Below are 22956 nucleotides of genomic sequence, written 5' to 3' on the forward strand. Positions count from 1 at the left end.
GGCGCCATGACGCGCGCGGGCGGTTCGGCAGCGAAGTGCGCCGTCCCTTTTGGCCGTCGTCCCGGCGAACGCCGGGAGGGCGAGGGAAGGTGATGCGGTGAATCCGAGACTAGCGCCCCGCTTCCGTTATTGATAATCACTCGCAGATGAACCTCGCCACGTCGATTCCCGCGGCCATTCGACTCGCCCAGCTCCACCGGCACCAGCCTGGCACGGTGGCGGCGGTCGACTGGGCCGATCTCGCACCGCCGGAGGCGCGGCGGCTGCGCGAGCTGGGGCTCGACGAGGGCGTCGAAGTCGAACTGCTGCATCGTTCGGGAATCCTGGGGGGGCCGGTCGCGTGCCGGATCGGACGGATGACGGTGGCGCTCAGGCGTCACGTCGCGCGGGCGATCCACGTCTTGCCGATCGATTGAGCCGATGAACCCTGCTCCGCTGATCGCGCTGGTCGGCAATCCCAATGCCGGCAAGAGCGCGCTGTTCAATGCCCTGACCGGCGCACGCCAGAAGGTCGGCAACTATCCCGGCGTCACCGTCGAGCGCCACGCCGGCCGCATGGCGCTGCCCGACGGCCGCCCGGTCGAGCTCATCGACTTGCCCGGCGCCTACAGCCTCGACCCGCTGAGCCCCGACGAGGAAGTCACGCGCGACGTGCTGTTCGGCAAGCAGGCCGGCGAGCGGCTGCCCGATGCGATCCTCTGCGTGGTCGATGCGGCCAACCTCGACAATCACCTGCGCTTCACGCTCCAGCTGATCGCGCTGGGGCTGCCGATCGTGGTGGCGCTCAACATGATCGACCTCGCCGAGCGCGACGGGCTCAAGCTCGACCCCGAGCGTCTCGAGCGCGAGCTCGGCGTGCCGGTGATCCCCACGGTCGCGGTGCGCAAGCGCGGGCTCGACACGCTCAAGGAACGGCTCGGCGAGGTGGTGCGCGGCGGCGGCGCGGCGCGGGTGCGCCCGGGCGACGGCGTCCAGCACGATCTCGTCGTGCTCCAGCGCCGCGCCCGCCAGATCGCCGTGGCGGCGACGCTCTCCGAGACCGCGGGGCGGCGCTGGACGCACCGGCTCGACGCGGTCGCGCTCCATCCGGTGGCGGGGCCGGTCGTGCTGCTCGCGCTGCTGTTCGTGATGTTCCAGGCGGTGTTCGCCTGGTCCGAAGTGCCGGTGGGCTGGATCGAGGACGGGATGAAGGCGTTCGGCGACTTCGCCTCGTCCGAGCTGCCCGCGGGGGTGCTTCGCTCGGCGATCGTCGACGGTGCGATCGCGGGCGTGGGGTCGGTGGTGGTGTTCCTGCCGCAGATCCTGATCCTGTTCCTCTTCATCCTCGTGCTCGAGGCGTCGGGCTATATGGTCCGCGCCGCCTTCCTGATGGACCGGCTGATGGCGAGCGTCGGGCTGTCGGGCCGTGCCTTCATCCCGCTCTTGTCGAGCTTCGCCTGCGCGGTGCCCGGCATCATGGCGACGCGCACGATCGCCGACGACAAGGAGCGGCTGACCACGATCCTGATCGCGCCGCTGACGACCTGCTCGGCGCGGCTGCCGGTCTACACGATCATCATCGCCGCGATGTTTCCCGACAGGAACGTGCTCCCGGGCATCGGTTTGCAGGGCCTCGTGCTCTTCGGCCTCTACGTCATGGGCATCGTCGGCGCCTTCGTCGCGGCACTGCTGCTCCGCCGCACCGTGACCAAGGGCTCGACCAGCGGCTTCATGATGGAGATGCCGAAATATCAGCTGCCGCGCCTCGGCGACCTCGGCCTGGGACTGTGGCAGCGCGCGCTGATCTTCCTCAAGCGAGCGGGCACGATCATCCTGCTCACCAACATCGTGCTCTGGGCGCTCCTGAGCTTCCCCAAGGCGCCCGACGGGCAGAGCCAGGTGACCTGGTCGATCGCCGGGCGGATCGGCAGCGCGATCGAAGTCGTGGTCAAGCCGATCGGCTTCAACCGCGACATCTCGCTGGCGCTGCTGCCGGCGATGTCGGCGCGCGAAGTGGCGGTTGCGGCGATCGGCACCGTCTATGCGATCGACAACCCCGACGGCGACGCGGGCACCGCAGCGATCCGCGCGCAGATCCACAGGAACTGGAGCCTGGCGACGGCGCTCGCCTTCCTGATGTGGTTCGTCTTCGCGCCCCAGTGCATCTCGACGATCGCAGTCACCCGGCGCGAGACCAACGGGTGGAGATGGCCGGCGTTCATGATCGGCTATCTGTTCACCCTCGCCTATGTCGCGGCGGGGATCACCTATTGGACCGCGGTGGCGTTCGGGCTTTAGCGCGGCTCGCCCGGCGTGCTAGGGGTCCCGCCGTGACTCCGGATCGCAAGCTGGCCGACGAGGCGCTCCAGGCGGCGCTGGCAAAGCATCTCGCGCTCGTGCTGGTTCCGGGCGCGATCTTTGTCTTTGGCTTGATCTACCTCGTCTTCCCCCCTGCACCGCCGCTTTCGGCGATGAACGGCTGCTATCAGATCGAAAACGGGCCACGGCTGCGTATCGCGCCGCCGAATCTGATCGTGGAATCGGGAGGGGTGCGCGTCCGCACCATTCCGATCGCCGTCGAATATGGCAAGCGAGGCTTCCAGGTCCTTCTCCGGCAGGGTCTCCGTTTCGAGCGGCGAGGCGATGGTTCGGTGCTCGTCACGGCCACGCGCGCGGCGATCTATATCGAAGCGATCGCGCGGCGCGGAAAGCGGCCGGCCCTGCAGCTCTCCGTCGATCCCGACGAGGTCGAATTGCCGCAGGTCGATTGCTGAAAGGCCGTTTGGAAATGCGCCTCACGGCGGAGGGCGGCACCGCCTCGGAGGTCGCCTGCCCGCACCGCCAACCCGGCTCCGAGCGGACCTATTCGCGCTTCGCCCCGTCGAGATCGCGATCGACCCGCGCCGCCTGGGCCCGGTCCGCCGCCTTCCCGGCCTTGGTTCGGCCGTGCTTCACGCGGTTTTCCACGGCTTTCGCAGCCTTGTCGGCGCGGGCGCGGGCCTTTCGGGCATGGTTCAGGTTGATGACGTCCGCCAAGAATAGTAGCCCTTCACCCAACATGCATCGTGCGCGGCCTGCGCGCCGGTGCGCTTCCAATCCTATCGAATCCAAGGCGGAGTTTCCATGGCGGGCAGCGTCAACAAGGTGATCCTGGTCGGCAATCTCGGGCGCGATCCCGAAAGCCGGTCCTTCCAGAACGGCGGCAAGGTCGTCGAGCTCCGCATCGCGACTTCGGAGAATTGGAAGGACCGCGCGACCGGCGAGCGCCGCGAGAAGACCGAGTGGCACACGGTCAAGATCTTCTCCGAAGGCCTCGCCAATGTCGCCGAACGCTATCTGCGCAAGGGCAGCAAGGTCTATCTCGAGGGCCAGCTCACCACGCGCAAATGGCAGGACCAGTCGGGCGCCGACCGCTATTCGACCGAGATCGTGCTCCAGGGCTTCAACGCCCAGATGGTGCTGCTCGACGGCCCCGGCGGCGGCGCGGGCGCGGGAGCCGGCGGAAGCCGCGGCGGCGACGATTGGGGCGGCGGCAGCGACTTCGCCGGCCAGTCGTCGGGCCGCGGCGGCGGTGGCGGCGGCAACTACAACGGCGGCGCGGGCCGTTCCGGCGGTGCGGGCAGCGGCGGCAACGACTTCGGCGGCGGCTTCCCCGACGACCTCGACGACGACGTGCCGTTCTGAACGTTGCGTCTCCGCCATCCCGGCGAAAGCCGGGATGAGGTTCGGAGATTGCGGGTCCGATCCGCGTCCCCGGCCTTGCGGAATAGGATTTCCCGCGCGACCATCGGCGCTGCTCTTTCGCATCGTCGACTCACGCCGATTCCCCCGTTTCCGCGGGCCATTCGCTCGTTCATGCCGAACGGCGTTTTTTCACATTATCGGTGTCAACCGTGTAAACTGTATTGCCCGAATACCACACCTGAGCACCTGGCGGCCCAGGTCTCCATCTCCGGGGCGTCCCGCCTTCAGCCGCTCCGAACGGTTCCTCTCCTGAAAGCGAGGCGGAGGATCGAAGATCACCGCGTTAGGATCAGCACCGCACCGCCGAAGATTCCCAGCACGCTCGCCGCGCGCTGCCAGGTGACCTGCTCGCGCAGGAAGACCGCCGAGATCAGCAGCGCGGTCACCATCCCCGTCTCGCGAAGTGCTGCGAGCGGTGCGGTCGGCCCGATCGCCAGCGCCTCGAGCGCGAGGCCGTACGTGGCGATCGACAGCGCCCCCGCCACCGCGCCCGCGCGCCACTGGCTGCGCGCCGCAGCGAAGATCGCGCCCTTCGACAGGGTGCCGAACATCGCCACCACGCAGATCCCCATCAGCAGGAACACCCAGGCGATGTAGCTCAGCGGCTCGGGCGCGGCGCGCACCCCCTGCGCGTCGACCACGGTATAGGCCGAGATCGTCACCGCCGTCGCCAGCGACCAGCCGACCGCGCCCAGCCCGATGTGCCGCCCCGCCACCATCACCAGCACGGCGCCGCCGATCAGCGCGATGCCGGCGAGCTCGCGCACGCTCGCCGCCTCACCGAACACCCCGATCGCCAGGGCCGCGGTGAGCAAGGGCGCCGAGCCGCGCAGCACCGGATAGGCGGCCGACAGGTCGGCTCCCTGGAAAGCGCGGACCAGCGCGAAGAGGTAGAAGCAATGCAGCACCGCGCTCGCCGCCAGCCAGCCCCACGCGCCGTGCGGCAGCGGCACGAAGAAGCAGAGCGGCAGTACGAAGAGCGCGCTCGAGCCGTCGATGATCGCGCGCCCGGCGAGCTTGTCCTTGCCGCCCTTGAGGATCGCGTTGACCACCGCATGGATCGATCCCGAGGCGATCATCATCGCCGGCGCCAGCCACGCCGCGGTCGTTGGAGCCGTCATGCGCAGGCCCTAGTCGGCCTCGGCCTCTAGCGGCAAGGCCAGGCTGAACTTGCGCCGGCGCTTGACGAAACTCGTCTCGTAGCGGCGCACCACCGGATCGCCCGCGAGCATCGCGTCGGCGAAGTCGTTGAACGCGTCCATGTCGCGCACCGCGACGAGCAGCACCACGTCGAACGCGCCCGAGATCTCCATGAACAGCTGGACATGCTCGCTCGCGGTCAGCCGCCGGCGCAGCGCCTCGACCGCTGCCAGCGCGTGACGATCGAGCTGGATGTGGACGAAGGCCGAGAGCAGCGGCCCGATCTCGTCCGAAAGCACCGCGACGTCGGCCGCGATCACCTCGGTCTCGCGCAGCCGCCGCACGCGCCGCGCGATCGCCGAGGGCGAAAGCGGCAGCTCGGCTGCGAGCTCGTCGGCGGTGAGCAGGGCGTTGCGCTGCAGCCGCGCGAGGATCCGGACGTCGAGCCGATCGAGCTTTTCGGGAGACATGCGCATCTTCTGTCGTCTTGCCCTCGCCTCTTGCGCGAATCACGCGTCGCCGCGCGATTCTTTGCCTCCAATGTGCACGCCGCTCCTAGCAAATACTGTATTAGTCGAGCAACTCACGGGAGAGCAAGGATGAACCGCACCAAGACGATTTTTGCCGTGCTGGCGCTGGTTGCGGCGAGCCCTGCGGTGCCGCTGCTCGCCCGGCCGGTGCCGCAGGCGGCGGCGCTCGACGCCCGCCCCGTGGTCGAAGCGGTGCGCAAGGCGATCGCCGCGAACTACGTCCTCCCCGCGCGCCGCCCCGCGCTCGACGCAGCGCTCGCCAAGGGGCTCGCCGACGGCCGCTATGCCGTGACCGACCCCGGCGAGCTGGCGCGGCGAATCACCGACGACCTGTTCGCGGTGGCGCACGACAAGCATCTCGGGCTCAACTTCGATCCGCGCCAGTCCGCAGCGCTCGCCGGCGCCAGCGGCCGCGACGATGCCGAGAACAATCCCGTGTTCGACGAATTCGCGCGCACCCACAACCACGGCGTGTCCGAACTCAAGGTGCTCGACGGCAATGTCCGCTATCTCCGCTACGACGGCTTCCTGTGGACCGGCGCGCAGAGCGAGGCGGCGATCGATTCGGCGATGGCGTTCCTGCGCGGCGGCGACGCGATCATCATCGACCTGCGCACCAACGGCGGCGGCAGCCCCGATGCGGTGCGCCGGATCGCGAGCTATTTCGTCCCCGCGGGTGTCAAGCTGGTAACCTTCCACTTGCGCAGCGACCCGCCGACCGTGTCGACGACCGACAAGGACGTGCCCGGCGGGCGGATCGCCGGGGTGCCGGTCTATGTCCTCGCCTCAGGTCGCTCGGCCTCGGCGGCGGAGGAGTTCCTCTCGCATGCGAAGCTCCAGAAATTCGGCACGCTGGTGGGCGAGACGAGCGCGGGCGCGGGCTATCGCAACGAGCTGATCGGCATTCCCCAGGGCTTCGTGCTGAGCGTCTCGATCGGCCGGCCCGAGCTGCCCGACGGCAGCGACTGGGAAGCCAAGGGCGTGGCCCCCGACATCGCTGCCTCCGCGCCTGACGCGCTGGCCCGCGCGCAGATCGCGGCGCTCGACACGCTCGCCGCCAAGGCCCAGGGGCCGCGCCGGGCCGAGCTCGGCTGGCTGGCCGACGCCCAGCGCGCGCGGGTGGCGCCGGCACCGCTCGCGCGCCCGCTCGCCGCCTATGCCGGGCGCTATGGGCCGCGCACGATCAGCGTCGAGGACGGCAAGCTCGTCTATCGCCGCGACGGCGGGGTGACGACGGCGCTGCTCCCGCTCGGCCCCGACCGCTTCGTGATGGAGGCCGATTCGGGCACGCAGATCCGCTTCACGCTGACCGGCGGGGCAGTGACCGGCTTCGAGCTCCTCAACGCCGACGGCCCGCCACGCGTTCAGGCGAAGGACGGCTAGGTCGCCAGCCGACGCAGCCCCTCGATCGTATCGGCCTCGCTCGCCGGCTTGTCGGTGCGGATGCGGCTGATCCGGGGGAAGCGCATCGCGAGGCCCGACTTGTGGCGCTTCGACTCGTGGATCGAATCGAAGGCGACTTCGAGGACGAGGCTCTTCTCGACCTCGCGCACCGGACCGAAGCGATTGACCGTGTTCGCGCGCACGAACCGGTCGAGCCACTTCAGCTCCTCGTCGGTGAAGCCGAAATAGGCCTTGCCTACGGGGAGCAGCTCGCCGCCCGGAGCCCAGGCGCCGAAGGTATAGTCCGAATAGAAGGAGCTCCGCTTGCCGCTGCCGCGCTGGGCATACATCAGCACGCAATCGGCGGTGAGCGGATCGCGCTTCCATTTGTACCAGAGCCCGGTGCGGCGGCCCGCGACATAAGGCGAATCGCGGCGCTTGAGCATCACGCCTTCGATCGCCGCGTCGCGCGCGCCGGCGCGGATCTCCTCGAGCGCGGCAAAGTCGGGCGCTTCGATCAGCGCCGACACGTCGAAGCGCTCGGCGTCGAGCCGGGCGGCGAAACGCTCGAGCCGCGCGCGCCGTTCGGACCAGGCGAGCTGGCGCAGGTCTTCCGCGCCGTCGAACAGGATGTCGTAGAGGCGGACGAAGGCAGGGAAATCGGCAAGCGTGCGCGCGCTGACCACCTTGCGGCCGAGCCGCTGCTGGAGCGCGTTGAAGCTCCCCGCGGCACCACCCTGCGCCTCGCCCTTCACCAGCAGCTCGCCGTCGAGCACGCCGGGCACGACGAAGGCGGCGGCGACTTCGGGGAAGCTGTGGGTGATGTCGTCGCCCGCGCGGCTGTAGAGGCGCGTCTCGCCCGCGACATGGACGAGCTGGACGCGGATCCCGTCCCATTTCCACTCGGCGGCATAGTCGCCGAGGCTCAGGCTCTCGGCCTCGAGCGGATGCGCGAGCATGAAGGGGCGGAAGACGGGGACATTCTCCGCGGTCGGCTGCACGCCATGCCCCTGGCCCCAGGCGAACAGCGGCGCATAGGGCGGCAGGAGCCCGTGCCACACCTCCTCGACCGCTTCGACGTCGAGCCCGAACGCTTCAGCGAAGGCGGTCTTGGCGAGCCGGGCGGAGATGCCGACGCGGAGCGCCCCCGTTGCGAGCTTGAGCAGCGCGAATCGCTCGTCGGCGTCGAGCCGGTCGAGCATCGCCGCGAGCGCCGCGGGGGCATCCGAGCGCGACAGGCCGGCGAGCGTCTCGACCACCGCGGAGAGACGGAGCGGCTCGCCCTCGCCGTCCGCGGGCGCGGGCCAGAGCAGCGCGACGGTCTCGGCGGTGTCGCCCACGAAGTCGCGACTCAAGGCGAACAGCACCGGGTCGACGCGTTCCTCGATGAGCGCGCGGATCAGCGCGGGCTTGATCGCGGGCAGGTCGAGCCCGCCCGTCAGCGCCGCCATCGCCCAGCCGCGATCGGGGTCGGGCGCGGTACGCAGATAGGCGCCGATCCGCCGCAGCTTGGCATTGCGGGAGCGGGTGTAGACCAGTCCGTCGAGCAGATCGGCGAAGGCGCGCATGGCGGCTCAACCATGGCGCAGGGCAAAGGCTCCGGCTAGTCTCGCGGGCGATGCGCCGGGTGGGACGATTCGTGCTTCGGGGGCTGGCGGGCGCGATCCTGCTGGTGCTGACGCTTTATGCCTGGGGCTCGATCGAGGCGCGCTCGGACCCGCGCGTGCGCGAGACGGTGATGGCGCTGCCCGGCTGGCCCAGCGGAACGCCGCCGCTCCGCGTCGTGCTGATCGCCGACATCCATGCCGGCAATGCCACCGGCTCGCCCGAACGGCTGGCGCGCGTGGTGACGCAAGTGAACGCGCTGGAGCCCGACCTCGTGCTGATCGCCGGCGACCTGCTCCCGGGGCACGCACCGATCGCGGCGCCGCGAGTGATCGAAATGCTCACGCCGCTGGCGGGGCTGCGCGCGCGGCTCGGGGTGATCGCCGTGCCGGGCAACCACGATCACTGGGTCGGGATCGACGCGATGCGCATCGCGCTCGAGGACGCCGGGATTCGCGTGCTTTCGAACCAGGCGGCGATGGTGGGCCCGCTCGCGCTGGCGGGGATCGACGACGACTATACCCGCCACGCGCGGCTGGGGGAGACACTGGCGGCGGCCCGCAAGCTGAGGGGCGCGCATCTGGTGCTCAGCCACTCGCCCGACATCGCGCCCGAGCTGCCGGCCGATTTTCCGCTGCTGCTCGCGGGCCACACGCATTGCGGCCAGGCCTATGTCCCCGGCTGGGGATCGGTGCAGCCGGTCACGCATTTCGGCGACCGTTATCGCTGCGGGATCATAAGAGAGGCCGGGCGAACCGTCATCGTCACGGGCGGCATCGGCACCAGCGGCCCGCCGCTCCGCTTCAATGCGCCGCCCGACCTCTGGGTCGTGACGCTCAAGGGCGCCTAGTCGACTGCGTTCCTCACCGCGCGTCCGGCGGTTACGCCGAGCACCAGGAAGACGAGGAACAGCGCGATCGCGACGAAGAACAGGAACTTGGCGATGCCGATCGAGGCACCCGCGATTCCGCCGAAGCCAAGCGCTGCGGCGACCAGGCCGACGACCAGAAAAATCAATGCCCAACGCAACATGACGTGATCTCCTCTCAGGATGTGGGACCAATCGCGCGAGAGGGCGCCCGAGTTCCGAAACCGCGCCTTGCAGCCGCCACAAATCGGGCGCTAGGTGCGCGCCGCCAACCGGAGGAGGGACCCTCAGAATGAAGTATCTGCTTTCGTCTGCCGCTGCGCTGATGCTGATCGCGCCGGCTGCCTATGCACAGACCGCGCCTGCGCCGGCCGCCACGCCGGCCCCGGACGCGACGCCGGCCGCTGCGGCCAAGTTCAACCTCGACACGCCGATCGAGACGATGATGGCCGACGCGAAGGCCAAGGCGGTGCTCGACGCCGATTTCCAGACCGATCTCACCCAGAACCCGGCCTATGAGCAGTTCAAGGGCATGAGCCTCCACCAGGTCCAGCCCTTCGCGCCGGACAAGCTGACCGACGCGCTGCTCGCCAAGGTCGAGGCGGATCTCGCCGCGATCAAGTAAGCGCTGCGATCGAGCGAAATGAGAAGGGGCCGGGGAAGCAGCTTCCCCGGCCCCTTTTTGTTGGCGGCGGCGCCTCGGCAGCTCGCTCAGACGTTCCGGCTGGCTTCGAACAGGAACCAGGCGCGGCGCTCGGCCTGGTCGGTCCACTCGTCGATCATCGCGCTGGTGGCGTTGTCCTTGGCGTCGTCGGCGATGCCCTTGGCTTCGCGCAGGCTCTCGACCAGCTTGAGATTGTCGTCGCGCAGTTCGGCGAGCATGTCGGCGGGGGCAACGAAATCGGCGTCATTGTCCTTGAGCGTCTGGTGGCGCGCGATGTCGCCGATCGAGCGCAGCGTGGTCTTGCCGATCTTGCGCACGCGCTCGGCAACGTCGTCGGTGATCGCGAAGATCTCGGCGCCCTGCTCGTCGAGCATCAGGTGGTAGTCGCGGAAGTGCGGCCCCGACACGTGCCAGTGGAAGTTCTTCGTCTTGATGTAGAGCGCGAAGGTGTCGGCGAGGATCGCGTTGAGCGCCTCTGCGACGCTCTTGACGGCGTTGCCCTTGAGATCGGTGGGGGTGCGGAGCGCAGTGTCGGTCATGTTGTTCCTCCGGCGAATCGAGATTGCCCGGTGGATATAGGTCGGGGCTCGGGGCTCCGCACCGTATATTACGGTATGAGTGTGATAGACCGATCCGATCAGGCAAGCCGCAGCGCGGACAGGCCAGTCACGGCGCCAGCGACGAGGAAGAGGAACGCCGTGGCGATGCGAATCACTCGGAGAGGAAGCCGCGACCACGCCGAGTCACCCAGCACCGCCGCAACGAACACCACCGCCCCGGCGCCCGCCGCCGAGCCCGCCGCAGCGAACCATGCGTCGCCATCGGCGCTGCCGAGCGCGAAGGCGATGAACTGGCTGCGGTCGCCGCCGCTCGCCGAGAGGATCACGACCAGGCTGCCGAGGAAGCCGCCGAGCCGCGGGCAGCCATCCGGCAGCTTGCCCGCCGGGAACAGCCCCGAGCCCGCCGCGAAGAGCAGCGCCACCGCGACCAGCAGCCCCTGCCCATTGGGCGTGAGCCGCGGCGCGATCTCCATCGCGACGAACCCCGCCACGGCATTACCCGCCGCCAGCGCGAGCACCGCCGCGAGCATGACGATTGCCACGCCGTGCCGTTCGGCCAGCATCGCCGCGAGCCGCGGCGGCCGATCACCGAGAGTCGCCAGCAGCGCGGCAATGAAGGCAGGAACCAGGGCTTCCATCGTCCCGGCGTAGCGGATCGCCGTTAAAGCGCCGTCTACCCTGCCGGCAACGCCCATCCGCCTTGACTTTTACACGCCAGTGGCGCATCCGCGCCCGCCTGTCAGCGGCGTGCCCGGCGCGCCGCTGTTTTCCGTTTGTCAGAAGGTATCGAGGTCATGGCCAAGCCGACCACCGTCAAGATCAAGCTCGTCAGCACGGCGGACACGGGCTTCTTCTATGTCACCAAGAAGAATCCGCGCACCAAGACCGAGAAGCTCTCCTTCCGCAAGTACGATCCCGTCGCGCGCAAGCACGTCGAGTTCAAGGAAGCGAAGATCAAGTAATCGGGTGCGACTCGGGACGGCGCTGTCGGACCGGGCAGGGGTCAGATCGACCCCAGGATCGATTCGATCCGGCTGAACGATTCGCGCTCGCGGTGGCCGTCGTCCTCGAAGCCGGTCGCGCGCGGGCTCCACGCCGCGGCAAGCGCGTCGGCTGCCCGCGCATGGAGCGCCGCCAACTCGGCATGGATGCGCCGGTTGACGCGGTCGGGCGCCGCTTCCGCCATCTCGCATTCGCGGCGCGCTCGCTCCGCGTGATAGCCATATTCCGCCATGCAGCGCAGGCGCTCGGATTGGTCCGACATGCCAGCCGTCTCCCAGAGACCCGCGACTCAACGCGGACCCGGGCATAAGTTTCCGTTACTCGGCCGGAATCAGTGCGCGCACTTCTTCCATGAAGCGCGCGAGCGAGATCGGCTTGGAGACATAGGCGTTGGCGCCCGCGGCGCGGATGCGCTCCTCGTCGTCGCGGCCGGCATAGGCCGTCACTGCCATGATCGGGATTTCCTGCAGCCCCGGATCGGCCTTCATCTGGCGGATCAGCGCGTCGCCGCTGACGTGCGGCAGCTGGATGTCGGTCACCACCAGGTCGGGGGTGAAGGCACGCGCGCGGTCGACTGCCTCGCGCCCGTCGCTCACCGGCTCGGTCTCGAAGCCGTGCGCGCGCAGCAGGTCGCAGAACAGCTTCAGGTTGAGCTCGTTGTCCTCGACAACCAGCACCCTTTTTGCCACGCGCTCGATGAAGCTTTCCATGAGGAATCCCTAGGCGATGCCGGCCCAACAGACAAATGCCGAGGCAGTTGCGCTCAACGCCCTGGCCTGGACTCTGGGCGACCCGGCGCGCGCGCAGCGGCTGCTCGACCTGAGCGGGCTCGACGTCGCCGAGCTGCGCGCCCGCGCCGGCGAGCCCGCGCTGCTCGCCGCGGCGCTCGGCTTCCTCGAGGCGCATGAACCCGATCTGCTCGCCTGCGCCGACGCGCTCGGCATCCCGCCGTCCGACCTGACCGCCGCGCGCGCGGCGCTGGAGACCCGATGAAATCCCTGCTGATCTGCGATTGCGACGAAGTGCTGCTCCACATGGTCCGCCACTTCGGTCAGTGGCTCGACGAAGCGCACGACATCGACCTCGACATGCGGCGCGGCGAGTTCGCCAATGCGATGACGCGCCGCGCCGACGGCAGCCAGGTCTCGACCGACGACATGTGGGACTATCTCGGCGGCTTCTTCCCTGCCGAGATGGGGCGCCAGACGCTGGTGCCGCACGCCCGCGAATCGCTCGAGGCATTGTCCGAGATCGCGGACGTGGTGATCCTCACCAACCTGCTCGACGACCTGCACGACGCGCGCATCCTCCAGCTCGAAAGCCACGGCATCGTCCATCGCGTGATGTGCAACCAGGGCGGCAAGGGCCGGCCAGTGGCCGAACTGGTCGAGGCGCACGGCAATCCGGTGACCGTGTTCGTCGACGACCTGCCCAAGCATCACGAATCGGTGGCGAAACACGCGCCGGGCGTCCACCGGCTGCACATGGTCTCCGAGCCGGGCATCGCGAGCTTCATTCCGGCCGCGCCGCACGCCCATGCGCGGATCGACGACTGGCTGGAGGCGCGCAGCTGGATCACGGCACGCTTCGCATCCGGCTTGACCGCCGCGCCGGCCGGTGATTGAGGAGCGGCCATGATCGAAGCGCGCCTCGCCCAGCTCGGGCTCGAACTGCCCGAAGCCGCCGCCCCGGTGGCGGCCTATATCCCCGCGGTGGAGGCCAACGGCCTGCTCCATCTCTCGGGCCAGCTGCCGTTCCAGGACGGCGCGCTGATGACCGGGCGACTCGGCGAGGATCGCGACCTTGCCTATGGCGAGGAAGCGGCGCGGCGGTGTGCGCTGATGATCCTCGCGCAGGTCAAGCGCGCGCTCGGCACCCTCGACCGGGTGGAGCGGATCGTGAAGCTCGGCGTATTCGTGAACTCGGCGACGAGCTTCACCGACCAGCCCAAGGTTGCCAACGGCGCCTCGAACCTGATGGAATCGGTATTCGGCGAAGCGGGCAAGCATGCGCGCAGCGCGGTGGGCGTTCCGTCGCTGCCGCTCGGCGCGGTGGTCGAGATCGACGCGATCATCGCGATCGGCGGCGCGGACTGATCTTCCCCCGATTGCCGCCATGGCAAGGCGCGAGTCGCGTCCGATTGTTGCTCAACTCTGTTGCCTGTGCGCAACAGTGTTTCGCATTCCTCGCCGCAGGCGGGCAAAGTTGTTGTGCGCCGCAGCGCAATCCGGCACTGTTACTGGGCCGACGCTAGCCGCCCCGGCTCGAGCCTTGGCTCGCGCCCAGAGATGCGGCATCGCCGGCAGCAGGCGGGAACGATCGATATTCAATACGAAGGGGATACGATGCGCTTCTCGATGATCACTCTCGGCGGCCTGATGCTCGCCGCCGCCACGCCCGCGATGGCGCAGGACGACGCCGCTCCCGCCGACACGCCCGAGATCACGGTCACCGGCAGCGCGTCGCTGACCTCGGACTATCGCTTCCGCGGCATCTCGCAGACGGGCAAGGACCCGGCGCTGCAGGGTACGATCAACATCAACGACAAGTCGGGCTTCTACGCCGGCTTCTGGGCGTCGATGATCGATGGTGACGATGCGCCGGCAGTGGCCGGCTTCGGCAAGGCCGAGGTCGATCTCTATGCTGGCTTCACCAAGACTCTCCCCGGCGGCGTCGGCATCGATGTCGGCCTGCTCTACTATCTCTACCCGATCGACAAGGCCAAGGGCCTGGCGACCGACTTCTTCGAGCCCTATGCCTCGGTCAGCTACACGATCGGGCCGGTGACCGCGAAGGTCGGCGCCAACTACGCGTGGAGCCAGAAGGCGATCTTCGACACCGACAGCCTCTATCTGCGCGGCGACGTGACGGTGGCCATCCCGGGCACGCCGGTGAGCATCCTGGGTCACGTCGGCCACACCGACGGCGCGCTTGGCGTGCTCGCGCTGACCTCGGACAAATATTGGGATTGGTCGCTCGGCGCCGAGGCGTCGTACAAGTTCGCCAAGGTCGGCGTCCAATATGTCGACACGTCGATCAAGGGCTTCGGCGCGGGCTGGGACGACGCGGTCGGTGCCGACCCGGGCATCCTCGGCTACGTCACGCTCAGCTTCTGAGCCACGGGACAAGGAGAGGGGGGCGGCCCGCGCGGCCGCCCCTTTTTTTGTGCCCGGGGTTCGATCTTCCTCCCCGTCCTGCAAGCGAGGGGCGCGAGCACGGGAGGGGCGGACACGAAAAGGCCGGCTCGCCCCGGAGGCGGCCGGCCTTTCGAGTCGGGGCAAGGCGGCCCGAGACCGCCCGCCGCTTATTGCGGCGTGCTGGTCTGCGCGTCCTGGCCGTTGCCTTGCGGCGCGGCGATGATGTCGCGGGTGGTGGTGCCCTTGTCGACGACATTGGTGTCGGGGCTGCCCGCCGAGCTGCGCGCGCCGCCGTCGGCGCTGGTGCGGCCGGCCGAATCGAGCACGGCATTCTCGCCCGGGCTGCGCGCGGCCGAGCCGCCGAACAGCGCGTCGAGGCCCTGCGCAGCCGCCGTCGTGTCCTGCGGGCGCGGCGCGCCGGGCTGGGGCGGAGCGAGCGCGAAATCGGGCGGGATCACCAGCGGCGCCTGGCGCGCGACGGCGAATTCGTCGGGACGGGCGCGGTCATAGCCCTTGTGCCCGCACGCCGAGAGGGACGCCGCAAGGGCGAGGCCGCCCGCGATCATGATCAACTTACGCATTGACGTTGTTCTCCACAGGATCCGGCGCTTTCCGGGACTTGTCACGCACGAGGAGGGCACGGATCAACAGGATCAGCACTCCGATGGTAATCGCGGCATCGGCAACATTGAAGACCAAAAACGGGCGCCACTCGCCGAAGTGCAGGTCAGCGAAGTCGACGACATAGCCGAAGCGGATGCGATCGAGGATGTTCCCCGCCGCGCCGCCCAGCACCATGCCGAGCGCACAGACGTCGGGCAGCTTGCGCTCGCGCAGCATCCACCAGAGCACGCCCGCGGCGATCGCGCCGGTGAGCACGACGAGCATCCAGCGCATCGCCTCGCTGTTCGCGGCGAACATGCCGAGCGACACGCCGATGTTCTGCACGAAGCGCAGGTCGAAGATCGGCAGCACGGTGAGCGCCGCATAAGGGTAGTTCAGCCCCAGCGGTCCCGTGACATAATATTTCAGGCCCTGATCGATCAGGAAGACCAGCACTGCCGAGAGCAGTCCGATCGCGCGAGTCACGTTCATTCGTTCACCACCCCGGCGCAGCGGTCGCACAGAGTGCCGTCGTGCGCAACTTCCGGAAGATGGCGCCAACACCGGCCGCATTTATGGCGCTGAGTGGGCGCGACCGTGACCTCCGCACCGCCTTGGGACAGCTTGGAGACGATGAAGAGCTCGGTGAGCTCCTCGGCGGAAAGCGGCAGCTCGGGCACGGTGACTTCGGCTTCGAGGCTCGAGCGAATCGCCTTGTCGCGGCGATAGGGCTCGATCGCTTCGGTGACCTTCTCGCGCAGCGCGCGGACCGCGGCCCAGTCGCCGGTGACGCCGGGGGCAGGGGGCAGCTCGGGCCATTCGAGCAGGTGCACCGACTCGTCCTCGCTCGGGTAGCGCGCCTGCCACACTTCCTCCGCGGTGAACGGGATCAGCGGCGCGGCGTAGCGGACCAGCGCGTGGAACAGGAGGTCGAGCACGGTGCGATAGGCGCGCCGCTTCGCTGCGGTAGGCGCCTCGCAATAGAGGCAGTCCTTGCGGATATCGAAGAAGAAGGCCGAGAGATCGTCGTTGGCGAAATCGGTGAGCGCGCGCGTGTAGCGGTTGAACTCATACGCTTCGGAGGCGGCACGCAGCTCGGCGTCGAGCGCGACCAGCTTGCCGACGATATAGCGCTCGAGCTCGGGCATCTCGGCGACCGGCAGCGTCTCGGTCTCCTCGAACCCGTCGAGCGCGCCGAGCAGGTAGCGGAAGGTATTCCTGAGCTTGCGATAGGCGTCCGACGTACCTGCGAGCACTTCCTTGCCGATCCGCACATCCTCGAAATAATCGGTCTGCGCGACCCACAGCCGCAGGATGTCGGCGCCCGACTCGCCGAGCACCTTCAGCGGATCGACGACGTTGCCGAGGCTCTTCGACATCTTGCGCCCCGTGCCGTCGAGCGCGAAGCCATGGGTGAGCACGGCCTTGTACGGCGCGTGGCCCCGCGTGCCGCACGATTCGAGCAGCGACGACTGGAACCAGCCGCGATGCTGGTCCGACCCTTCGAGATAGAGGTCGGCGCGGACCTCCTCGCCGAAGCGCTTCTCGATGGTGAAGACATGGGTCGAGCCCGAATCGAACCAGACGTCGAGGATGTCGTTGACCACTTCGAACTCATCGATGCCATATTTGTCGCCGAGCAGCGCCTGGTGGTCGGCCTGGAACCAGGCGTCGGCGCCGCCCTGGCGGAAGGCCTCGAGGATGCGGGCGTTGACCCATTTGTCCTTGAGATACTCGCCGGTCTTGCGGTTGACGTAGAGCGGGATCGGCACGCCCCAGGCGCGCTGGCGGCTGATCACCCAGTCGGGGCGGCCCTCCACCATCGCATGGATGCGGTTGCGGCTCTTCTCGGGCACCCAGCGCGTGACCTGGATCGCGTCGAGCGCGAGCTCGCGCAGCGTCGGGCCATTGCCGGTGTGCATCGGGATCTCGCCACCGAACGGGCTCGGCACGTCGACCGCGACCTGGCCCGAGGGCTTGTCCATCGGGATGAACCACTGCGGCGTGCAGCGGAAGATGATCTTGGCCTTGGAGCGCCAGCTGTGCGGATAGCTGTGCTGGAAGTCGTCCGACGCGGCGAGCAGCGCGCCGGTCTCGCGCAGGTCACTGCAGATCGGACCCTCGGCGGCGTTGAGCTTCTTGTTGATGACCGACAGCGGGTTGCCGCCCAGCCATGCCCAGTCGTCGCGATAGCGGCCGTCGTCCATCACCGCGAAGACGGGGTCGATGCCGTGCGCCTTGCAGAGCAGGAAGTCGTCCTCGCCATGGTCGGGCGACATGTGGACGAGGCCGGTGCCCGCGTCGGTGGTGACGAAGTCGCCGGGCAGCAGCGGGCGCGGCTTGGCGAAGAAGCCGCCGAGCACATGCATCGGGTGGCGGGCGATGGCGCCGGCTAGGGCTCCCTTCGGAAGATCAACGATCGATTGATGTCGCGCGCCTTCCGCCGTCTTTTCGATCATCGACATCAAGTCAGCGCGCTTCATAAAAGCGAGCGCGAGTTCCTTCGCGACCACAAATCGACGTTCGTTGCCGTAGTCTGTTACGCTAACGACAACATACTCAACCTCCGGCCCATAGGCCAAAGCCTGGTTCACCGGGATCGTCCACGGCGTGGTCGTCCAGATCACGGCATGCGCGCCGACCAGCTCGGGCGCGTTCGGCGCCTCGACGATCTCGAACGCCACGTCGATCTGCGTCGAGACGATGTCCTCATACTCGACCTCGGCCTCGGCGAGCGCGGTCTTCTCGACCGGCGACCACATCACCGGCTTGGCGCCGCGGTACAGCTGGCCTTCCTCGGCGAACTTCAGCAGCTCGCCGGCGATCGTCGCCTCGGCGTCGAAATCCATCGTGAGATAGGGGTGGTCCCAGTCGCCCATCACCCCCAGCCGCTCGAACTGCTCGCGCTGCACGCCCACCCAATGCGCGGCATAGGCGCGGCATTCGGCGCGGAACTCGGCGGCGGGGACCTCGTCCTTCGATTGCTTCTTGGCGCGGTACGCTTCCTCGATCTTCCATTCGATCGGCAGGCCATGGCAGTCCCAGCCGGGGATATAGGGCGCGTCCTTGCCCATCAGCGTCTGCGAGCGGACGATGATGTCCTTGAGGATCTTGTTCATCGCATGGCCCATGTGGATATCGCCGTTGGCGTAGGGCGGGCCATCATGGAGGAGGAAGCGCGTGCGCCCGGCGCGGGCCTTGCGCAGCTTTTCGTAGAGCCCGATCTGCGCCCAGCGCGCGAGGATCGCCGGTTCCTTCTGCGCAAGGCCGGCCTTCATCGGGAAATCGGTCTTCGGCAGGAAGACCGTGTCTCTATAGTCTGGTGCGTCGCTCATGAGAGCGCGGGGATTAGAGGAAGTGCCGTGCCCATGCAAAGCGCTTGTTGGTGCGACGCGCGCGGCGAATTGCGGAGAAAAGTTCGGCCCGCTGCGTTTTTTGCGGAGCAAATGTCGGATCGGCGCGTTGTCCTCGCCTGCTGAAATGTCAGCGGGCGTAGCGAGAGGGCGTATTCCGTGTCCGACGAGATTGCGGGCCTATCGCGCGGGTTCCTCGAACTGCCAGGCGGCACCGCAAGGCTGGACGAGGAAATCGAGCGCGCCGAAGCCGAAGCACGGTGGGAGGAACTCGGCAAATGGCATCGCGTGCGGCTGAGGTTGCACCGTTTCCAGCGCGAACAGCGAAACGCCGAACTTCTGGGGCTGGTCGCGGCCGGCGACTAGCTCAGAAGTCGACGGCGATTCCCTTGCGTTCCCAATCGCCATAGCGCGTGGGATCCTTGCCGAGCGGATCGTCGTCGCTCGGCACCGCGGGCCGGGGCTCGGGCACCGGCGTGCTCGGCGTGAGATAGGCCGGCGGCTTCACATGGCTCGGGCGTTGGCCCATGGGGACTCTCTTTCGAATGGAGCGAGTCCCAGATCGTGCGTAGCCGGCCTCCGGTCAAGAACAACCCCGATGCCCCGGGCGTCCCCGCCCGGCGCGCGGCGCTGCGGCTGCTCGATGCAGTGCTGCGCCGCGGACTCGCGCTCGAGGCGGCGCTCGACGCCGCCGCGCAGGGCCTCGCGCCCAACGACCGCGGGCTCGCGCACGCCATCGCCGCCGAGACGCTGCGCCGCCTGCCCGACCTCGACGCGCTGATCGACTCGTCCACCCGCCAGCGCCTGCCCGACGACGCCAAGGCACGCTTCGCGCTCCGGATCGCGCTGGTCCAGGCGCTCGCACTGGGCACGCCGCCGCATGCCGCGATCTCGACCGTGCTGCCGCTGGTCGACGGCGGCCCGCGCAAGCTCGTCCACGGCGTGTTCGGCACAGTGATGCGCAGGAATGCCGCGCTTCCCGACACCCCCGCCCTTCCCGACGCCGTCGCGATGCGCTGGCAGGCGGCCTGGGGCGACAACATGGTTGAGGCCGCGTCGAGGGCGATCGCCGCGCCGCCGCCGCTCGACCTCACGCTCCAGGCGCCGGCCGAGTTCGACGGCGCCGTGAGCCTGCTCCCCCACCACGCCCGCCTGCCCGCCGGCACCTCGGTGCCCGAGCTGCCCGGCTACGCCGAAGGCGATTGGTGGGTGCAGGATCTCGCCGCCTCGCTTCCCGCTCGGCTGATCGGGCTGGGCAGCGGCTCCGCGCTCGACCTTTGCGCGGCGCCGGGAGGCAAGACGCTGCAATTGGCGGCTTTCGGCTGGAACGTGACTGCGGTCGACATTTCGGAAAGTCGCCTCGCACGCGTCCGCGAGAACCTCGAGCGCACCCGGTTGGTCGCGGACATCGCCGCCGCCGACCTGCTCGATTGGGCGCCGGCCCAACCTGCCGGCGCCGTGCTGCTCGACGCGCCGTGCAGCGCCACCGGCATCTTCCGACGCCACCCCGACGTGCTCCATCGCGTCCGCCCCAGGCTCATCGCCGAGATGGCCGAGCTCCAGGCCCGGCTGCTCGCCCGCGCGGCGGACTGGGTGAAGCCCGGCGGCACGCTGGTCTATTCGACCTGCTCGCTCGAGCCAGCCGAGGGCGAGGAGCAGCTCACCGCCTTCCTCGACGCGCGTACCGACTATACGGTCGACCCGATCCGGCCCGAGGAGCTCCCCCCCGGCGTCGAGCCACGCGCGGGCGGCACGCTGCGCACGCTCCCCGGCATGATCGAGGCGCAGGGCGGGCTCGACGGCTTCTTCATCGCGCGATTGCGCCGTTCCGCCCCATAGCCGTCATCCCGGCGAAAGCCGGGACCCAGGACCACGAGCGACGTCGCCGCTGCCCTGGGCCCCCGCTTTCGCCGGGGTGACGATCAATGTGCGACGATTGGTGTGGATGGGGCGCACCGGCGGTTGCGCGCGATTCGCGCTATCCCTAAGGATTCACCATGTCGTCCGTCCGCATCGCCCCCTCGATCCTTTCCGCCGACTTCGCCCGGCTCGGCGAGGAAGTACGCGCGATCGACGCCGCGGGGGCGGACTGGATCCATGTCGACGTGATGGACGGGCATTTTGTGCCCAACATCACGATCGGCCACGGCGTGGTGAAGGCGCTGCGCAAGCATACGACCAAGCCCTTCGACGTCCACCTCATGATCGCGCCGGTCGATCCCTTCCTCCAGGGCTTCGCCGACGCAGGCGCGGACATCATCTCGGTGCACCCGGAAGCGGGGCCGCACCTCCACCGCACGCTCCAGACGATCAAGGGCCTGGGCAAGCGCGCCGGCGTGGTGCTCAACCCGGCGACGCCGGTCGACACGGTCGCGCATGTCATGGACCTGCTCGACCTCATCCTGGTGATGAGCGTGAACCCGGGCTTCGGCGGGCAGAAGTTCATCGAGTCGCAGCTCGCCAAGATCGCCGCCCTGCGCGGGCTCATCGACGCGAGCGGGCGCGAGATCGACCTCGAGGTCGACGGCGGGATCGACCGGACCACCGCCCCGCGCGCGATCGCGGCGGGCGCCAACGTGCTCGTCGCCGGCACCGCGACCTTCGAGGGCGGGCCCGAGCGCTACGCCGACAACATCGCAGCGCTGAGAGGCGGTTGAACGCGGAAGTCCCCGGCTCCGCCGCCGACGGGGTCGAGGAAGGCAAGCGGCTCATCCGCATCGGCGGTGACCGTGGCCTGAGCCTCGCCGAGCGCCTGTCCGAGCGCTTCCACCGCCTGACCTGGCGCACGCCGCTCCACACGATGCGGCTGAAGGGGCGGCACCCGCTCAAGCTGATCGCGGTCGCCGACGATCCCTTCCTCGGCGACGTCGAGCGTGGCAATGCGCTGCTCGACGGCGTGGTGCTGTTCCGCGGCGAGGAGCGCGCGGTCACCGCGATCGACTTCGCCAAGGCCAATTGGTCGCCGGCGTTCGGCGAGCATCTCCAGAGCTTCGCCTGGCTGCGCGACCTCTCCTCGGTCGCGACGCGGGTCCAGGCGGCGCCGATCGCCGAGGCGATCATGCGCAAGTGGCTGGAGGAGCATGCCGAAAAGGTCTCGGATCCGGCCTGGCAGGCGGAGAATTGGGGCCGGCGCATCCTGTTCTGGACCGCGCATGCGCCGCTGATCCTCTCGACCCAGGACCTCGTCTACCGTTCGACCGTGCTCCACGCGCTCGCGCGCGGCGCTCGCCATCTCGACCGCACCGCCGAGCGCGCGCCGCTGGGCGCACCAAGGCTCGCGGCCTGGTGCGGCGTATTGGTCGCGGGGTTGATGATCCCGGGGGGCGACCCACGCCGGGCATTCGGCGAGGCCGGGCTCAAGCGCGCGCTCGACGCGCTGATGTTCAGCGACGGCGGCACCGCGGGGCGCTCGCCGGCGGGGCAGCTCGAATGCGTGCGGCTGCTGACGATGCTGATCCTCGCCTATGGCGTGCGGCGGATGGAAGCGCCCGCCTTCATGGAAGCCGCGCAGCACAAGATGGTGACGGCGCTGCTCGGCATCTGCCACGGCGACGGTGGGCTTTCGAGCTGGCAGGGATCGGCGCCGATTTCGGGCGAGATCGTCGCCCAGGCGATCGAAGCGACGGGCGTGCGCACCCGCCCGCTCAAGCAGGCGCGCGAATGGGGCTATCAGCGGCTCTCGGCGGGCAGCGTGGCGCTGATCGTCGACGCAGCGCCGCCGCCCGCCGCGCGCACGATCGAGGGCGGCTGCGCCTCGACGCTCGCCTTCGAATTCTCCGACGGGGCGCAGCGCATCGTCGTCAATTGCGGCGGCGCGCGGATGGCGAACCATGTCGTCCCGCCCGAGCTGCGCGAAGGGCTGCGCACCACTGCGGCGCATTCGACGCTGATCGTGGGCGACAGCAATTCCACTGCCGTGCAGCCCGACGGGACGCTCGGCCGCGGCGTGCGCGAAGTCGAGCTGTCGCGCCACGAGAGCGAGACGTCGAGCCGGATCGAGGCGAGCCACGACGGCTATGCCAATCGCTACGGCTTCCTCCACCGCCGCCAGATCACGCTGGGGCCCGACGGGCGCGACATCCGCGGCGAGGACATGCTGCTCCCCGCCGGGCGGCGCGGCAAGAAGGGCGAGACGCCGTTCGCGATCCGCCTCCACCTCGCGCCGCACGTCGAAGTGGCGCTGACCGCCGACAATCAGGCGGCGTTCCTGCGCGCGCCGAGCGGCACCGTCTGGCAGTTCCGCTGCAAGGGGGGTGGGCTGGCGGTGGAAGACAGCGTGTGGATCGACGGGCGTGGCCGGCCGCAGCCGACCAGCCAGCTGGTGATCAGCGGCACCACGCCCTCCGGCGGTACCAACGTGAGCTGGGCTTTCCACAAGGCGAAGTAGG

29 protein-coding genes are annotated in these 22956 nt (G+C 69.1%); 16 read left to right on the forward strand and 13 right to left on the reverse strand.

Annotated elements, in window-relative coordinates; genetic code table 11:
* Nucleotides 1-146 precede the first annotated feature (146 nt).
* Genes J7495_RS14450 through J7495_RS14460 form a run of 3 tightly spaced genes read left to right on the forward strand, consistent with a single transcriptional unit; the run spans nucleotide 147 to nucleotide 2753 of the window.
* The gene (locus tag J7495_RS14450) at nucleotides 147-416 is read left to right on the forward strand and encodes a FeoA family protein (protein WP_294057356.1); all 270 of its coding nucleotides are present in this window, start codon (nucleotides 147-149) and stop codon (nucleotides 414-416) included.
* A 4-nt stretch (nucleotides 417-420) separates the two neighbouring features.
* Nucleotides 421-2277, forward strand: a complete 1857-nt coding sequence (locus J7495_RS14455) for a ferrous iron transporter B (RefSeq protein WP_294057358.1) — start codon at nucleotides 421-423, stop codon at nucleotides 2275-2277.
* 32 nt (nucleotides 2278-2309) lie between these two features.
* Nucleotides 2310-2753 (forward strand): hypothetical protein, encoded by a 444-nt coding sequence (locus J7495_RS14460; protein WP_294057359.1) that lies wholly within the window; start codon nucleotides 2310-2312, stop codon nucleotides 2751-2753.
* Between the two features lie 88 nt (nucleotides 2754-2841).
* On the opposite strand, the gene J7495_RS14465 is transcribed toward J7495_RS14460, so the two are convergent.
* On the reverse strand, nucleotides 2842-3015 hold the full coding sequence (locus tag J7495_RS14465; RefSeq protein ID WP_294057360.1) for a DUF4169 family protein: 174 nt from the start codon (nucleotides 3013-3015) through the stop codon (nucleotides 2842-2844).
* An 87-nt stretch (nucleotides 3016-3102) separates the two neighbouring features.
* On the opposite strand from J7495_RS14465, the gene ssb reads away from it, so the two are divergent.
* Nucleotides 3103-3663 (forward strand): single-stranded DNA-binding protein, encoded by a 561-nt coding sequence (gene ssb / locus J7495_RS14470; protein WP_294057362.1) that lies wholly within the window; start codon nucleotides 3103-3105, stop codon nucleotides 3661-3663.
* A 335-nt stretch (nucleotides 3664-3998) separates the two neighbouring features.
* Here ssb and J7495_RS14475 read toward each other — a convergent pair whose 3' ends face one another.
* Entirely contained in the window at nucleotides 3999-4844 is an 846-nt protein-coding gene (locus J7495_RS14475; protein ID WP_294057364.1) for a DMT family transporter, read from the reverse strand.
* A gap of 9 nt (nucleotides 4845-4853) precedes the next feature.
* Entirely contained in the window at nucleotides 4854-5333 is a 480-nt protein-coding gene (locus tag J7495_RS14480; protein WP_294057365.1) for an Lrp/AsnC family transcriptional regulator, read from the reverse strand.
* A gap of 129 nt (nucleotides 5334-5462) precedes the next feature.
* Here J7495_RS14480 and J7495_RS14485 point away from each other — a divergent pair, with 129 nt between their 5' ends.
* Nucleotides 5463-6776, forward strand: coding sequence for a S41 family peptidase (locus J7495_RS14485; protein ID WP_294057366.1), 1314 nt, complete (start codon nucleotides 5463-5465; stop codon nucleotides 6774-6776).
* Here J7495_RS14485 and J7495_RS14490 read toward each other — a convergent pair.
* Nucleotides 6773-8344 carry a cisplatin damage response ATP-dependent DNA ligase gene (locus J7495_RS14490; protein WP_294057368.1) on the reverse strand — a complete coding sequence of 524 codons (1572 nt, stop codon included), beginning with the start codon at nucleotides 8342-8344 and terminating at the stop codon, nucleotides 6773-6775. The two genes, J7495_RS14485 and J7495_RS14490, sit on opposite strands and share 4 nt — an antisense overlap.
* 71 nt (nucleotides 8345-8415) lie before the next feature.
* On the opposite strand from J7495_RS14490, the gene J7495_RS14495 reads away from it, so the two are divergent.
* Nucleotides 8416-9231 carry a metallophosphoesterase gene (locus J7495_RS14495; protein WP_294057369.1) on the forward strand — a complete coding sequence of 272 codons (816 nt, stop codon included), beginning with the start codon at nucleotides 8416-8418 and terminating at the stop codon, nucleotides 9229-9231.
* On the opposite strand, the gene J7495_RS14500 is transcribed toward J7495_RS14495, so the two are convergent.
* Nucleotides 9228-9413, reverse strand: a complete 186-nt coding sequence (locus tag J7495_RS14500) for a DUF1328 domain-containing protein (RefSeq protein ID WP_294057371.1) — start codon at nucleotides 9411-9413, stop codon at nucleotides 9228-9230. The two genes, J7495_RS14495 and J7495_RS14500, sit on opposite strands and share 4 nt — an antisense overlap.
* Nucleotides 9414-9541: 128 nt before the next feature.
* Here J7495_RS14500 and J7495_RS14505 point away from each other — a divergent pair, with 128 nt between their 5' ends.
* Nucleotides 9542-9874: a hypothetical protein gene (locus tag J7495_RS14505; RefSeq protein WP_294057372.1), complete on the forward strand. Its 333-nt coding sequence runs from the start codon at nucleotides 9542-9544 to the stop codon at nucleotides 9872-9874.
* An 86-nt stretch (nucleotides 9875-9960) separates the two neighbouring features.
* Here J7495_RS14505 and J7495_RS14510 read toward each other — a convergent pair whose 3' ends face one another.
* Nucleotides 9961-10452: a DNA starvation/stationary phase protection protein gene (locus J7495_RS14510; protein ID WP_294057374.1), complete on the reverse strand. Its 492-nt coding sequence runs from the start codon at nucleotides 10450-10452 to the stop codon at nucleotides 9961-9963.
* Nucleotides 10453-10550: 98 nt separating this feature from the next.
* The gene (locus tag J7495_RS14515; RefSeq protein ID WP_294057375.1) at nucleotides 10551-11111 is read right to left on the reverse strand and encodes a TMEM165/GDT1 family protein; all 561 of its coding nucleotides are present in this window, start codon (nucleotides 11109-11111) and stop codon (nucleotides 10551-10553) included.
* Nucleotides 11112-11267: 156 nt separating this feature from the next.
* Here J7495_RS14515 and rpmG point away from each other — a divergent pair, with 156 nt between their 5' ends.
* Entirely contained in the window at nucleotides 11268-11435 is a 168-nt protein-coding gene (rpmG, locus tag J7495_RS14520; protein ID WP_294057376.1) for a 50S ribosomal protein L33, read from the forward strand.
* Between the two features lie 41 nt (nucleotides 11436-11476).
* On the opposite strand, the gene J7495_RS14525 is transcribed toward rpmG, so the two are convergent.
* On the reverse strand, nucleotides 11477-11737 hold the full coding sequence (locus J7495_RS14525) for a hypothetical protein (RefSeq protein ID WP_294057377.1): 261 nt from the start codon (nucleotides 11735-11737) through the stop codon (nucleotides 11477-11479).
* A gap of 55 nt (nucleotides 11738-11792) precedes the next feature.
* Nucleotides 11793-12164 (reverse strand): response regulator, encoded by a 372-nt coding sequence (locus J7495_RS14530; RefSeq protein WP_294057444.1) that lies wholly within the window; start codon nucleotides 12162-12164, stop codon nucleotides 11793-11795.
* Nucleotides 12165-12201: 37 nt separating this feature from the next.
* Here J7495_RS14530 and J7495_RS14535 point away from each other — a divergent pair, with 37 nt between their 5' ends.
* The 4 genes from J7495_RS14535 (at nucleotide 12202) to J7495_RS14550 (ending at nucleotide 14591) form a co-directional block, all read left to right on the forward strand.
* On the forward strand, nucleotides 12202-12468 hold the full coding sequence (locus tag J7495_RS14535) for a DUF3572 family protein (protein WP_294057378.1): 267 nt from the start codon (nucleotides 12202-12204) through the stop codon (nucleotides 12466-12468).
* Complete coding sequence (locus J7495_RS14540) at nucleotides 12465-13100, forward strand: HAD family hydrolase (RefSeq protein ID WP_294057380.1); 636 nt, start codon at nucleotides 12465-12467, stop codon at nucleotides 13098-13100. The genes J7495_RS14535 and J7495_RS14540 overlap by 4 nt, the downstream gene beginning before the upstream one ends.
* A gap of 9 nt (nucleotides 13101-13109) precedes the next feature.
* A complete protein-coding gene (locus J7495_RS14545; protein WP_294057382.1) occupies nucleotides 13110-13571 on the forward strand; it encodes a RidA family protein in 462 nt (153 codons plus the stop codon).
* Between the two features lie 249 nt (nucleotides 13572-13820).
* The gene (locus J7495_RS14550; protein ID WP_294057383.1) at nucleotides 13821-14591 is read left to right on the forward strand and encodes a TorF family putative porin; all 771 of its coding nucleotides are present in this window, start codon (nucleotides 13821-13823) and stop codon (nucleotides 14589-14591) included.
* 188 nt (nucleotides 14592-14779) lie between these two features.
* Here the strand turns inward: J7495_RS14550 and J7495_RS14555 are convergent, their stop codons facing one another.
* The 3 genes from J7495_RS14555 to ileS are packed head-to-tail and all read right to left on the reverse strand — an operon-like array spanning nucleotide 14780 to nucleotide 18550.
* A complete protein-coding gene (locus J7495_RS14555; protein ID WP_294057385.1) occupies nucleotides 14780-15193 on the reverse strand; it encodes a DUF3035 domain-containing protein in 414 nt (137 codons plus the stop codon).
* Nucleotides 15186-15707, reverse strand: a complete 522-nt coding sequence (gene lspA / locus J7495_RS14560) for a signal peptidase II (RefSeq protein WP_294057387.1) — start codon at nucleotides 15705-15707, stop codon at nucleotides 15186-15188. Before lspA ends, J7495_RS14555 begins: the two co-directional genes overlap by 8 nt.
* Entirely contained in the window at nucleotides 15704-18550 is a 2847-nt protein-coding gene (gene ileS / locus J7495_RS14565; protein WP_294057388.1) for an isoleucine--tRNA ligase, read from the reverse strand. The genes lspA and ileS overlap by 4 nt, the downstream gene beginning before the upstream one ends.
* 177 nt (nucleotides 18551-18727) lie before the next feature.
* Between ileS and J7495_RS14570 the strand changes: the two genes are divergently transcribed.
* Nucleotides 18728-18934: a hypothetical protein gene (locus tag J7495_RS14570; RefSeq protein ID WP_294057389.1), complete on the forward strand. Its 207-nt coding sequence runs from the start codon at nucleotides 18728-18730 to the stop codon at nucleotides 18932-18934.
* A gap of 1 nt (nucleotide 18935) precedes the next feature.
* Here J7495_RS14570 and J7495_RS14575 read toward each other — a convergent pair whose 3' ends face one another.
* Complete coding sequence (locus J7495_RS14575) at nucleotides 18936-19097, reverse strand: DUF1674 domain-containing protein (RefSeq protein ID WP_294057390.1); 162 nt, start codon at nucleotides 19095-19097, stop codon at nucleotides 18936-18938.
* Between the two features lie 35 nt (nucleotides 19098-19132).
* Here J7495_RS14575 and J7495_RS14580 point away from each other — a divergent pair, with 35 nt between their 5' ends.
* The 3 genes from J7495_RS14580 (at nucleotide 19133) to J7495_RS14590 (ending at nucleotide 22955) form a co-directional block, all read left to right on the forward strand.
* Nucleotides 19133-20407 (forward strand): RsmB/NOP family class I SAM-dependent RNA methyltransferase, encoded by a 1275-nt coding sequence (locus tag J7495_RS14580; RefSeq protein WP_294057391.1) that lies wholly within the window; start codon nucleotides 19133-19135, stop codon nucleotides 20405-20407.
* Nucleotides 20408-20565: 158 nt separating this feature from the next.
* Nucleotides 20566-21225: a ribulose-phosphate 3-epimerase gene (gene rpe / locus J7495_RS14585; protein ID WP_294057392.1), complete on the forward strand. Its 660-nt coding sequence runs from the start codon at nucleotides 20566-20568 to the stop codon at nucleotides 21223-21225.
* On the forward strand, nucleotides 21222-22955 hold the full coding sequence (locus J7495_RS14590; protein WP_294057394.1) for a heparinase II/III family protein: 1734 nt from the start codon (nucleotides 21222-21224) through the stop codon (nucleotides 22953-22955). Before rpe ends, J7495_RS14590 begins: the two co-directional genes overlap by 4 nt.
* Nucleotide 22956 lies beyond the last annotated feature (1 nt).

The organism is Sphingomonas sp., assembly GCF_017745215.1.
Classification (GTDB): Bacteria; Pseudomonadota; Alphaproteobacteria; order Sphingomonadales; family Sphingomonadaceae; genus Sphingomonas.